The organism is Actinomadura syzygii (assembly GCF_008085905.1).
GTDB lineage: Bacteria > Actinomycetota > Actinomycetes > Streptosporangiales > Streptosporangiaceae > Spirillospora > Spirillospora syzygii.
The window spans coordinates 136,665-150,566 of the sequence record NZ_VSFF01000012.1; the positions used below are offsets into that span (position 1 = coordinate 136,665).

Annotated in this window: 2 protein-coding genes (both running past the window's edge); both read right to left on the reverse strand. The window is 76.2% G+C overall.

Features of this window, described 5'->3' with window-relative positions; all coding sequences use genetic code 11:
- Positions 1–9,525: the 5' portion of a type I polyketide synthase gene (locus tag FXF65_RS30780; protein WP_148353566.1), read on the reverse strand. It extends 2,007 nt beyond the left edge of the window; the window shows 9,525 of its 11,532 coding nt (coding positions 1–9,525); it begins with the start codon at positions 9,523–9,525; its stop codon lies off the left edge, out of view.
- Positions 9,515–13,902, reverse strand: partial view of a type I polyketide synthase gene (locus tag FXF65_RS30785; protein WP_148353567.1) — the 3' end only. 14,173 nt of this gene lie beyond the right edge of the window; 4,388 of the gene's 18,561 nt are visible here — the last part of the coding sequence; its start codon lies beyond the right edge, outside the window; it ends in the stop codon at positions 9,515–9,517. Before FXF65_RS30785 ends, FXF65_RS30780 begins: the two co-directional genes overlap by 11 nt.

Consider the following 13,902-nt stretch of genomic DNA (forward strand, 5'->3'; position numbering starts at 1 on the left):
GACCGCCGCGGCCTCCGCGAACGTCCAGCCGTCCGGGATCCGCGCCAGGTACCGCTGGTCGGTGACGGCCAGCGGCCCGGCGCCGCCGGGGAACAGGCCCATGACCGGGTCCCCGGGCGCCACCCGCGTCACGCCGGGCCCCGCCTCCAGGACGATCCCGGCCGCCTCCCCGCCGATCTCGGCCTCCAGGGGGTAGAGGCCCAGCGCGATCAGCGCGTCCCGGAAGTTGAGGCCCGCCGCGCGCACCCCCACCCGGACCTGCCCCGCCTCCAGCGGCTCCAGAACCTCCGGGCAGGGCAGCAGCGCCAGGTTCTCCAGGGTGCCCGCGGCGGTGACGCCCAGCCGCCAGGCCGCCGTCCCGGCGGGCGGGACGAGTCGGTCGCCGGTGCTCACGCGGGCGAGCGCCGGGACGGTCGGGTCCTCCCCGTGCAGGGCGATCTGGTCCTCGCCACGGGACAGTGCCGCGACCACGACCTCGTCGGAGGGATCCGGCGTTCCGGGGGGCAGGTCCAGCAGTGCGAAGCGGCCCGGGTTCTCCGTCTGCGCCGAGCGCACCAGGCCCCACACGGCCGCGCCCGCCGGGTCGGGATCCCGGTCGCCGGTCGCGCCGTGCGTGACCAGCACCAGCTTGGACGCCGCGGCACGCGGGTCGGCCGCCCACTCCTGGACGAGGGCCAGCGCGCGGTGCACGGCCGAGCGCACGGCGTCCGGGGTGTCCCCGGCCGGGAGGTCCGCGAGCACGAGGTCGGGCGGACCTTCCGCGAGTACGGCGGCGAGGTCTTCGCCCGCGGTGAGCCGCGTCCATGACGGTGGCTCGTCGGCCGGAGCCGTGATGACGGGCCGCCACTCCAGTTGGAGCAGCGGTGCTGCGCCGGACGGCGCGGGCACCGGCCCTCCGGCGGGGAGCGGGCGGGTCGCCAGCGAGTCGACGGTGAGGACGGGCCCGCCCGCCGGGTCGGACACCGCCAGCGCGACCGCGTCGCCGGATCGGGTGATCCGCACCCGGACGGCGGTCGCGCCGACCGCGTGCAGCCGCACGCCCGTCCAGGAGAACGGCAGCCGGACCGGGTCCGCGCCGTCCCGGTCGAGCGCGTCCAGCGGGAGCGCGTGGAGGGCGGCGTCGAGCAGGGCCGGGTGCAGGCCGAACCCGGCGGTCCGGTCCCGCAGGTCCTCGGGGAGGACGGCCTCGGCGTAGAGGTCGTCGCCGTCCCGCCACGCCGCGGCGAGCCCCTGGAAGGCGGGGCCGTAGCCGTATCCGGCGGCGGTGAGCCGGTCGTAGGCGTCGGCGACCGGCACGGGGACGGCGCCGGGCGGAGGCCAGGCCGCCGGGCCGGGGCCGGGCGGCTCCGGGGTTCCCGGGGCGAGGGTTCCGGAGGCGTGCCGCGTCCACGCGCCGTCGGCCGGACGGGCGTGCACCGCGACCGGCCGCCGTCCCGACCCGTCGGCCTCGCCCACCACCACCTGGACCTGGACGGCGCCCTCGGCGCGCAGCGGCAGCGGAGCCTCGACCGTCAGTTCCTCGACCTCCCCGCAGCCGGTCCGGTCGGCCGCGTGCAGGGCCAGCTCCAGCAGCGCCGTGCCGGGCAGCAGCACCGTTCCGCCGACGGCGTGGTCGGCCAGCCAGGCGTGACCCGCCACTGACAGGCGTCCGGTGAGGATCGTGCTCGCGCCGTCGGCCGCCGGGACGGCCGCGCCGAGCAGTTCGTGCTCCGCCGGGTCGAGACCCGCGGCGGTGAGGTCGCCCGCGCCGCCGCCGTCGATCCAGTGGCGGCGGCGCTGGAACGGATAGGTCGGCAGCGCGACCGTCGCCGCGCCGTAGGTGCCGAGCAGCGCGGGCCAGTCGACGGACGCGCCCCGCGTCCACGCTTCGGCGACCGAGAGCGCGAACCTCAGCCGCCCGCCCTCGCCGCGGCGCAGCGACCCGACCGTGGCCGCCGCCGCGCCCGCGTCCTCGACGGTGTCCTGGACCGCCGCCCCGAGCACCGGATGCGGAGCGGTCTCGACGAACAGCCCGTGCCCGTCGGCCAGCAGCGCCCGGACGGCCCGGTCCAGCTCGACGGTCTCGCGCAGGTTCCGGTACCAGTACGCGGCGTCGAGCTCCGCGCCGTCCAGCGCCTCGCCGGTCACCGTCGACAGGAACAGCGTCTCCGCCGGGCGGGGCGCGATGTCCCCGAGCTCCGCGATCAGCTCGTCGCGGACGGTCTCGACCTGGGCGGAGTGCGAGGCGTAGTCCACCGCGATCCGGCGGGCCCGTACTCCCTCGGCCTCCCACTGCTCCAGCAGCTCGGCGAGCGCCGCCGAGTCGCCGGACACGACCGTGGCGGCGGGCCCGTTGACGGCCGCGACGCCCACGCCGGTGCCCGCGACCCGCTCGCGGACCGTCCCGGCGGGCAGCGCGACCGAGGCCATGCCGCCCCCGCCCGCCAGCCGGGTCAGCAGCCGGCTGCGCACGGCGACCACCCGGGCCGCGTCCTCCAGCGACAGGGCGCCGGCCACGCACGCCGCCGCGATCTCGCCCTGCGAATGCCCGACGACGGCCGACGGCCGCACCCCCGCGGCCCGCCACGCCTCCGCCAGCGCGACCATCACCGCGAACAGCGCGGGCTGCACCACGTCGACCCGGTCCAGCGGCGGGGCGCCCGGCGTTCCGCGCAGCACGTCGACCAGCGACCAGCCGGTGTGCGGCGCCAGCGCCTCGGCGCAGGCCAGCAGCCGCTCGCGGAACACCTCGTGGGTGTCGAGCAGGTCGACCGCCATGCCCTCCCACTGCGAGCCCTGGCCGGGGAACACGAACGCGACCCTGCCGACGTCGGTGGCCGCGCCCTCGACCAGGCCGGGCGCGGTTTCGCCCGCCTCCAGCGCGGCCAGCGCCCGCCGCAGGCCGTCCCCGTCTTCCGCCACGGCGACCGCGCGGTGCTCGAACGCCGCGCGGGTGGTGGCCAGCGAGTGTCCGGCCGCGTACGCCTCGGGCCCGTCCGCCGGGAGGTCGCGCAGCCGTCCCGCCGCGGCGCGCAGGGCGGCGCCGCTCTTGGCGGAGAACGGCCAGGCCACCGGCCCCGTCCCGGTAGCGGCGACATGCTCTGCCGTCTCGGGTGCCTGTTCGATGACGATGTGTGCGTTGGTGCCGGAGATGCCGAAGGAGGAGACGGCGGCGCGGCGTGGACGGTCGGTGTCGGGCCAGGGCTGGGCTTCGGCGAGGAGCTGGATCCCGGAGTCGTCCCAGGGGACATGGGATGTGGGCGTGTCGACGTGGAGGGTTGCCGGGAGTGTGCGGTGCTGGATGGCGAGGATGGTCTTGATGATTCCGGCGACGCCTGCGGCGGCTTGGGTGTGGCCGAGGTTGGATTTGATGGAGCCGAGCCAGAGGGGTCGGTCGGGGTCGCGTTCGCGGCCGTAGGTGTTGATGAGGGCTTGGGCTTCGATTGGGTCGCCGAGGGTGGTGCCGGTGCCGTGTGCTTCGACTGCGTCGATGTCGGCTGGTGTGAGGCCCGCGTCGGTGAGTGCGGTGTGGATGACTCGTTCTTGGGACGGCCCGTTGGGCGCGGTCAGTCCGTTGCTCGCACCGTCCTGGTTGATCGCCGAGCCGCGGATGAGCGCCAAGACCCGGTGGCCGTTGCGCTGAGCGTCGGAGAGCCGCTCCAGCAGGAGCAGCCCGGCGCCTTCGCTCCAAGCGGTGCCGTCAGCGGTGTCGGCGAACGCCTTGCACAGACCGTCCGGCGCCAGCCCACGCTGCCGACTGAACTCGATGAACGTCGTAGGGGTGGCCATCACCGTCGCGCCGCCCGCCAGCGCGAGTTCCACCTGCCCGGACCGCAGAGCCTGGCAGGCCAGGTGGGTCGCGACCAGCGAGGACGAGCAGGCCGTGTCGATGGTGATGGCGGGGCCTTGGAGGCCGAGGGTGTAGGCGATGCGGCCTGAGGCGACGCTGGGCGCGTTGCCGGTGCTGAGGTAGCCCTCGTAGTCGGCGGGTGTCGCGTGGAGGCGGGCGGCGTAGTCGCCGTACATGATCCCCGTGTAGACGCCGGTCGCGGTGCCGCCGAGGCCGGTGGGGTCGATGCGGGCGTTCTCGATCGCCTCCCAGGCGGTCTCCAGGAGGAGCCGCTGCTGGGGGTCGATGGCGGCGGCCTCGCGCGGGCCGATGCCGAAGAAGGCCGGGTCGAACGCGTCGGCGTCGTGGAGGAAGCCGCCCTTGCGGGTGTAGCTGGTGCCGGGGTGGTCGGGGTCGGGGTGGTAGAGCCGGTCGAGGTCCCAACCTCGGTTGGCGGGCAGGTCGGTGATGGTGTGTTCGCCACGGGCGAGGAGGTCCCAGAGCTGTTCGGGGGCGGCGATCTCGCCGGGGTAGCGGCAGGCCATCCCGACCACGGCGATCGGCTCGTCCGCGGCGACGGCGGTCTTGACCTCGCCGCGCTCCCGGCGGCCGAGGAGCGCGTCCCACAGGTGGTCGGCCAGCGCCTCGGGCGTCGGATGGTCGAACACCAGGGAGGCGGGCAGGTCGAGGCCGGTCGCGGTGGTCAGCCGGTTGCGCAGCTCCAGCCCGGTCAGCGAGTCGAACCCCAGGTCCACGAACGGCCTGGCTGCGGGGATCGTGTCGGGCTTCGGGTGCCCGAGCACGGTCGCCACCTGGGCACGGACCGTCCGCAGCACGAGGCGGCGCTGTTCTTCGGACGGCAGCCCGGCCAGGGCCGGAGCCGAGACCGATCCGGCCGCCGCGGTCTGCCGTCGCGTCGGCGCGCGGACCAGGCCGCGCAGCAGCGGCGGAGCGTCGCGGACGGCGCCGAGCGCGAGGTCGGCGGGCACGGTCACGGCCCGGCCGGACGCGAGCGCCGCGTCGAACAGCCGCAGCCCGAGTTCGGTGGAGAGCGGCGTGACACCGGTCCGCGCGATGCGCGCCCGGTCGGCCCGGCCGAGCCCGCCGGTCATCCCGCCGTCCTCGGCCCATGGCCCCCACGCCAGCGAGGCGGCCGGGAGGCCCCGGGCGCGGCGGTGCGCGGCGAGCCCGTCGAGGTAGGCGTTGGCGGCGGCGTAGGCGCCCTGCCCGGCGGAGCCGAGCGTCCCGGCCAGGGAGGAGAACAGCACGAAGGCGCGCAGGTCGAGGTCGCGGGTCAGCTCGTGCAGGTGCCGGGCGGCGTCGGCCTTGGGCCGCAGCGCCTTCGCCAGGTCCGCCGGGGCGAGCCGGGCGAGGGTGGTGTCGGCGAGGACCCCGGCGGCGTGCACGACGGCGGTGAGCGGCCGGTCGGCCGGGATCGAGGCGAGCAGTGCGGCGAGGGCCTCCCGGTCGGCGGCGTCGCAGGCCGCGATCGTGGCCTCGGCGCCCAGCTCGGCCAGCTCGGCGCGCAGCCGCGCGGCAGCCTCGGCGTCCGGCCCTCGGCGGCTGGTCAGCAGCAGGTGGCGGACGCCGTGCGCCGCCGCGAGATGACGGGCGACGAGCCCGCCGAGCAGGCCGGTGCCGCCGGTGACGAGCACGGTCCCGCCCGGGTCGAGTTCTGCGGCGGCGGGCTCGGCCGTGACGCGGGTGAGCCGGGGCACACGAAACTCGCCGTCGCGCAGCGCGAGTTGCGGTTCTCCGGTGGACAGGGCCGCGCCGAGCAGGCCGGACGGCACCGGCAGGCCGGACGGCACCGGCTCGCCGGTGTCTTCGGCGTCCAGCAGCACGAACCGGCCGGGGTGCTCGGTCTGCGCCGTCCGCACCAGTCCCCAGACCGCCGCGCCCGCCGGGTCGGTGACGTCGTCGGTGACGGATCCGCGGGTGAGGACGACCAGCGGCCCGGCGGGCGGCGGATCCTGCGCGATCCGGTCCTGGAGGATCCGCAAGGTGTCGGCGACGATCTCGTGCGCATCGTCCCCCGACGGCTCGACGACCTCCACCCGCGTTTCGGCCTCGGCGGTCCGGGCGGTGATGGCCTGCCAGTCCACGGCGAACAGCGGCAGGGAACGCCGCGCGGCCAGCCGTTCCCGGGACACCGGCCGCGTGGTGAGTGATCCGACGGACGCGACGGGCGTCCCGGCGGCGTCGCGGATGTCGAGCGACACCGCGTCCGGGCCGGTCGGCGACAACCGCACCCACAGGTCGCCTGCCCCGGTGGCGTGGAGCGCCGCGTCCCGGAAGGAGAACGGGACGCGCGGCCCGTCGGCCTCGTCGACGGCCAGGATCGCGGCGTGCAGGCAGGCGTCGAGCAGCGCGGGGCTCAGCCCGGGCCACTCCGGCGTCTCGCCGGGCGGCTGGATCCGCGCGTACACCTCCGAGCCGTGCCGCCATGCCGCCCGCACGCCCTGGAACGAGGGGCCGTAGGACAGTCCCGCGTCGGCGAGCCGCTCGTACAGGTCGTCGACGGGCAGCGGGACGGCCCCTTCGGGCGGCCACGCCGCCGGGCCAGACGCGGCGGACGGCGCTCCCACGTCCAGCCGACCGGTCGCGTACCGCGTCCAGGGCTCGTCGTCGTCGGCGGCGTCTGCGGCGCGCGCATAGACGCCGATGGAGCGTCGCCCGTCCTGGTCGGCCTCCCCGACCCGCACCTGGAGGAGCACCGCGCCGCCGTCGGGCGGCACGAGCGGCGCCTCCAGCGTCAGCTCCGCGACGCCGCCCGCCCCGGCGCGGTCGGCGGCCAGGAGCGCCAGCTCCAGGAGGACGGCGCCGGGCACCACGGCGGCGCCCAGCACGGTGTGGTCGTCCAGCCAGGGGTGCGCGTCGCGCGACAGCCGTCCGGTGAGCAGGTGGCCGTCGCCGTCCGCCAGGGCGACGGCCGCGCCGAGCAGCGGGTGGTCGGTCGCACTCAGACCCACCGCGGCCACGTCCGCGACGGCGGGGGCGTCCAGCCAGTACCGCTCCCGCTGGAACGGGTAGGTCGGCAGCGGCACCGGCCGTCCCGGCGGCAGCACCTGGCGCCAGTCCACCGGCACGCCCCGCACGTGCAGGGCGGCCAGCGCCTCGATCACCGCGACCGGCTCGGGCCGGTCGCGCCGGAGCGCGGCCACGATCGGCGGCGTGTCCGGCTCGGCGGCCAGCGGGGCGAGCGCGGCGTCCGGGCCGATCTCGACGGCCGTGGCGACGCCCGACGCGCGCGCGGCGCGCAGCGCGTCGCCGAAGCGGACGGCCTCGCGCAGGTGCCTGGCCCAATAGTCGGGAGACCGAAGCTGCTCGGCCGTGGCCCGCTCCCCGGTCACGTTCGACAGCACGGGAATGACCGGCGGCCGGAACTCCAGACCGGCGGCGACCAGCCGGAACTCCTCCAGCACGCCGTCCATGTGCGCCGAGTGGAAGGCGTGCGAGACGTTCAGCCGCCGGGTGCGCCTGCCGAGCCCGGACCAGTGCTCCGCGATCGCCAGCACCGCGTCCTCGTCGCCGGACACCACCGTGGCGGCGGGGCCGTTCACGGCCGCGACGTCCGCGCCGGCGGTGAGGGCGGCCCGGACCTCGTCCTCGGACGCCTGGACCGCCGCCATCGCGCCGCCTGCGGGCGCCGACTGCATCAGCCGTCCCCGCGCGGCCACCAGCGCGCACGCGTCGGGAAGGGACAGCACGCCCGCAGCGTGCGCGGCGGTCAGCTCGCCGATCGAGTGGCCGGCGAGCACCTTCGGCTGGACGCCCCAATGGTCGAGCAACCGGTACAGGGCCGTCTGGAACGCGAACAGCGCGGCCTGGGTGTAGCGGGTCTGGTCGAGGAGGGCGGCGTCCGGCGTGCCCGCGGCGGCGAACATCACCTCGCGCAGCGGCCGGTCGAGGTGGGCGTCGAGCGACCCGGCCACCTCGTCGAGCGCGTCGGCGAACACCGGGAACGCCGCGTGCAGCCCGCGCCCCATGCCGGGCCGCTGGCTGCCCTGCCCGGAGAACAGGAAGGCCGGCCGTCCGGGACGGACGGTCCCCACCAGCGTCCCGTCGCCGGGCTCGTCCCGGCCGAGCGCCGCCAGCCCGTCCAGCAGCGCCGCCCGGTCGGCGCCGACGACCGCGGCCCGGTGCTCCAGCCCGGCCCGGCCGGTGGCCAGCGCGAACGCCACGTCGGCGGGGTCGGCCCCCGGGTCGGCCGACACCCGGTCGTGCAGGCGCCGGGCCAGCTCCCGCAGCGCCGCCGGTGTCCCGGCCGACAGCAGCCACGGCGTCGCCGCCGGGGCGGTCCCGGCCCGCTCGTCCGCCGCGGGGTCCTCCGCCGGAGCCTGCTCGACGATCACGTGCGCGTTGGTGCCGCTGATCCCGAACGACGACACCCCGGCGCGCCGTGCCCGGCCCGTCTCCGGCCACGGGACGGCCTCGGTGAGCAGCGCGACGCCGTCCGCGCTCCAGCCGACGTCCGGGGCGGGCTCGCCGACGTGCAGGGTCGGAGGCAGGAGTCCGTGCCGGATCGCCATCACCGTCTTGATGACCCCGGCGACGCCCGCCGCCGCCTGCGCGTGCCCGATGTTGGACTTGACCGAGCCGAGCCACAGCGGACGCCCGCCGGGCCGGTCCCCGCCGAAGGCGCGGATCAGGGCGTGCGCCTCGATCGGATCGCCGAGGGCGGTGCCGGTGCCGTGCGCCTCGACCGCGTCCACCTCGCCGGGTCGCAGTCCCGCGTCCTCCAGGGCCCGCGCGATGACCCGCTCCTGGGCCGGTCCGTTGGGCGCGGTGAGGCGGCTGCTGGCGCCGTCCTGGTTGACCGCCGTGCCGCGCACGACGGCCAGGACCGGGTGGCCGTTGCGCCGCGCGTCCGACAGCCGCTCCAGCAGGAGCAGCCCGGCGCCCTCGCCCCAGCCGGTGCCGTCCGCCTGCGCGGAGAACGCCTTGCACCGGCCGTCGGGGGACAGCCCGCGCTGGCGGCTGAACTCCACGAACGTGTTCGGGGTGGCCATCACGGTCACCCCGCCCGCCAGCGCCAGCCGGCACTCGCCGCGGCGCAGCGCCTGCACGGCCAGGTGCAGCGCGACCAGCGACGACGAGCACGCCGTGTCGACCGAGACGGCCGGGCCCTCCAGGCCGAAGGTGTAGGCGATCCGGCCCGAGGCGACGCTCGGGGCGCTGCCGGTCCCGACGTAGCCCTCGAACGCCGGGGGGATGGGCCGGATCCGCGCGGCGTAGTCGTCGTACATCACGCCGGTGAACACGCCGGTGGCGGTGCCGTGCAGCGCCGCCGGATCGATCCCGGCGCGTTCGAAGGACTCCCAGGCCAGCTCCAGCAGGAGCCGCTGCTGCGGGTCGACGGTCAGCGCCTCCCGCGGGCTGATGCCGAAGAACTCGGGGTCGAACCGGTCGGCGTCGTGCAGGAACCCGCCCGCCCGGGAGATGGACGTGCCGGGATGGTCGGGGTCCGGGTCGTACAGCCGGTCCAGGTCCCAGCCGCGGTTGGCGGGGAACGCGCCGATCGCGTCCGTCCCCGCCGCGACCAGCTCCCACAGCTCCTCGGGGGAGGCGACGTCGCCGGGGTAGCGGCAGGCCATCGCGACGATCGCGACCGGCTCGGTGCGCTCGGACTCCATCAGGCGGATCCGCTCGCGGGCCGCGTGCAGGTCGAGCGTGACCCGCTTGAGGTAGTCGCGGAGTCGTCCGTCATTCGCCATGTGATGTCAGTCCTCGTCGATCCTCGGCGCCGGTCTCGGCGCCGAACTCCCGGTCGATGAAGTCGAAGATCTCGTCGTCGGAGGCGGAGTCGAGCCGCTCGGTCAATTCGGCGGCGGGTTCGGGGGCGGCCGGTGCGAGCCGGTCGAGCAGGTCGCCCAGCCGGGCCGCGAGCTGTGCGCGCAGGTCCTCGGGCAGGTCGTGCAGACCCTCTTCGAGCCTGTCGAGGTCGGACAGCGGCGACGGGCGCGGGCCGCCGGGGGCGGAGTCCAGCTCCCCGAGGACGAACTCGGCCAGCGCGTCGGGTCTCGGGTGGTCGAAGACCACCGTGGCGGGCAGCCGCAGCCCGGTCGCCACGTCGAGCCGGTTGCGCAGCTCCACCGCCGTGAGGGAGTCGACGCCCATGTCCTGGAAGCCCCGGCCGCGGTCGACCGTGTCCGGCGCGGCGTGCCCCAGCACCTCGGCGACCTTCGCCAGGACCAGGGCGGTGACGGCGTCGCGCCGCTCGGGGGCGGGCAGCTCGCGCAACCGCCCAGTGCGCGGCTCGCCTTCGGATTCGCGCCTCCGGGAACGGGTGAGTTCGCGGAGCAGCCGCCCGCTGAACCCGGCCGCGATCGGCGCGGGCCGGTCCGAGCCGAGCGCCGCGTCGAGGAGGCGGAGCGCTTCGTCGTCGGCGAGCGGTCGCAGGCCCGTTCGCTCCAGTCGTTTCCGGTCGGTGGCGTCGAGTTGGGCGGTGATGGTGCTGGTCGTCTGCCACAGGCCCCAGGCGATGGACGTGGCGGGCAGTCCTCGCTGGTGGCGGTGGCGGGCGAGGGCGTCGAGGAAGGAGTTGGCGGCGCTGTAGTTGCCCTGACCGGGGTTCCCCAGGGTGGCGGCGACGGAGGAGAACAGGACGAACGCCTGGAGAGGGAGGTGCTGGGTGAGTTGGTGGAGGTTCCAGGCGGCGTCGGCTTTGCCGGTCAGAACGGTGCGGAGGTGGTCGGCGGTGAGGTGGGTGAGGGTGGCGTCGTCGGTGGTGCCTGCGGCGTGGACGACGGCGCTCAGCGGTCGGTCTGGGGGGATGGTGTCGAGGAGGGCGTTCAGGGCGCCGGGGTCTGCGGCGTCGCAGGCTGCGATGGTGACTCGGGCGTCGAGTGCGGTGAGTCCGGCGTGGAGTTCGCGGGCGCCGGGTGCTTCGGGGCCGGAGCGGCTGATGAGCAGTAGGTCGCGGACGCCGTGGTGGGCGATGAGGTGGCGTGCGGTGAGCTCGCCGAGGGTGCCGGTGCCGCCGGTGATCAGGACCGTCCCGTCCAGTACGGGCGGCCCACCGTCGGGGGACGGCACGGGGGCCAGCACGGGCGCGTGGCAGCGGCCGTCGCGGACGGCCACGTCCGGTTCACCGCAGGCCAGGGCGTCGGTGACGCTCCGCAGGGACGCCTCTGTCCCGTCGAGGTCCACCAGGACGAACCGGCCGGGATGCTCCGACTGAGCCGAGCGCACCAGGCCCCGCACGGCCGCCGCCACGGGGTTCCCCGCCGTGGCGTCGCGCGTGACGACGGCGAGCGGAACATCGTCGAACCGGTCGTCGGCCAGCCAGCCCTGGAGCAGTTCCAGGGCCTGACGCGTGCTGTCGTGCGCGGCCCGCGCCGGGTCGTCGCCGATCGGGGCGGGGAACACGGCAAGGGCGATCTCCAGGGCCGCCGCCGCCAGCGAGTCCTGGTCGGGATGAGCCTCCAGGCCGAGTCCCAGCGTGTCGTCGCCGAGGACCAGCGCCCGGGGGGCGGGCCGGGACGCGGGCGGCACCGGGCGCCACACCTGTTCCAGCGGCCCGGTGCCGGACTCCCGGAGCCGCGCGGGATCGACCGCGCGGACCGCGATCGACCCGACCGTCGCGACCGGGGTTCCGTCCGGGGCCGTGAACGTCAGAGCGGCCTTGTCACCGCCGTCGCGGACGACCCGGACGCGTACGTCGGTGTGCCCGGCGGAGCGAAGCTTGACGCCGGTCCAGGCGAACGGGAGGCGGAGTTCGTCGTCCTCCGCCTCCACCGCGAGGAGGTGGAGGGCGGCGTCCAGCAGTACCGGATGCAGGGCGAAGCCGTCCCGCGCCGCGTCCGGAACGCGGACCTCGGCGTGGAGTTCGCCGCCCAGCCGCCAGGCGGCGCGCAGCCCCTGGAAGGCCGGTCCGTAGTCGTAGCCGCGCTCGGCCAGCCGGGCGTACAGGCCGTCGACGTCGACCGGATCGGCGCCCGGCGGCGGCCACGCGGCGGACGGCACGGGTTCGGGGGGCACGGGTCCGGGGGGTGCGGCTTCGGTCGGCGCGGCGGACAGGTGGCCGGTCGCGTGGCGGATCCAGCCGCCGTCGCCCCGCGAGTGCACGTCGAACGAGCGGCGGCCCGCCTCGTCGGGGGCGCCGACGGCGACCTGGATCCGGACGCCCTCCGCAGGCAGGACGAGCGGCGCCTCAAGCGTCAGCCCGCCCAGCTCCTCCCCGTCCAGCCGCGCGCCCGCGGCCAGGGCGAACTCGGCGAACGCGGCGCCCGGCAGCAGCACCGTCCCGTCGATCGCGTGATCGGCCAGCCAGGGCCGGGTCGCGGCGGAGATCCGGCCGGTGTAGGTGACGGACCCGTCCGGGGCGGGCACGGCCGCGTCGAGCAGCGGATGCCCGGTCGGGTCGAGGCCCGCGGTCGCGACGTCCCCGGCCGGGGCGGTCGCGTCGAGCCAGTAGCGGGCGTGCTCGAACGGGTAGGTGGGCAGGGCGACCGTCCGGGCCGGGCCGATGAGCGCGGGCCAGTCCACCGCCGCGCCGCGGGCGTGCAGGCGCGCCAGCGCGGTGACGAACGAGCGGGTCTCGGGCCGGTCGCGGCGCAGCGTCGGCACCGCGTCGGCGCCGCCGTCGAGGGTCTGCCGGACCGCCGGGGTGAGGACGGCGTCGGAGCCGAGCTCCACCAGCGTCGTCACGCCCTGCTCGGCGAGCGCGGCGACGCCGTCGGCGAACCGCACCGTCCCCCTCGCGTGCTCGGCCCAGTAGTCCGGATCGGTGAACCGGTCGCCGGTCCGCCCGGTGAGGTTGGAGACCAGCGGGATCTTCGGCGGGCCGTGCTCCAGCGTGCGCGCGACCTCGCGCAGCTCGCCCAGCACCGGGTCCATCAGCGGGGAGTGGAAGGCGCGGCCGACGTTCAGCCGCCGGGTGCGGCGACCGCGCTCCGCCCAGAGCCGCGCCGCCTCCTCGGCCGCCTCCGGGTCACCGGAGATCACCACCGCCCCAGGCGCGTTGACCGCGGCGATGGACAGCCGGTCGGTATACGCGGCCAGGGTCTCGGCGACCTCCTCCTCGGACGCGCCGATGCCGACCATGGCGCCGGGCCGTGAGTCCTGCATGAGCCGGGCGCGGATGGTGATGAGGACGGCCGCGTCTTCGAGGGACAGCACGCCCGCGAGGTGGGCGGCGGTCAACTCGCCGATCGAGTGCCCGAGCAGCGCGTGCGGCTCGGGACCGTAGGAGGTGGTCAGCCGGTAAAGGGCCGTCTGGAAGGCGAACAGCGCGGGCTGGGTGTAGAGGGTCTGGTCGACCTCCGGGCCGTCGCCGAACATGACGTCCCGGAGCGGGACGTCCAGGTGCGGGTCGAACGCCGCGCAGGTCTCGTCCAGCGCCTCGGCGAACGCCGGGAAGTCCGCGTACAGCTCGCGTCCCATGCCGGGCCGCTGGGAACCCTGCCCCGGGAAGAGGAACGCGACCTTTCCTTCACGCGCGGTGTCCTGGACGATCTGCGGCGGAGACTCGCCGGCGGCGAGCGACCGTAGACCGTCGAGGAACTCTTCCCTGTCGGACGCCACGATCGCGGCCCGGTGGTCCAACGCCGCGCGGGTCGTCGCCAGGGACAGCCCCGCGTCGACCGGGTCCAGCTCGGGGGCGGCCTGGACGAAGTCGTGCAGCCTGACGGCCTGCGTGCGCAGCGCGGTCTCCGTCCGCGCGGACAGCAGCCACGGGATCGGCCGCGAGGTCCGCTCGCCTTCGGGCCGCTCTGCCGTCTCGGGTGGTTGCTCGATGACGATGTGGGCGTTGGTGCCGGAGATGCCGAAGGAGGAGACGGCGGCGCGGCGTGCGCGGTCGGTGTCGGGCCAGGGTTGGGCTTGAGCGAGGAGTTGGACGCCGGAGTCGTCCCAGTTGATGTGGGGGCTTGGGGCATTGACGTGCAGGGTTTGGGGGAGCGTCCGGTGCCGGATGGCGAGGATCATCTTGATGATTCCGGCGACGCCTGCGGCGGCTTGGGTGTGGCCGAGGTTGGATTTGATGGATCCGAGCCAGAGGGGTCGGCCTGTGGGGCGTTGGCGGCCGTAGGTGTTGATGAGGGCTTGGGCTTCGATGGGGTCGCCGAGGGTGGTGCCGGTGCCGTGTGCTT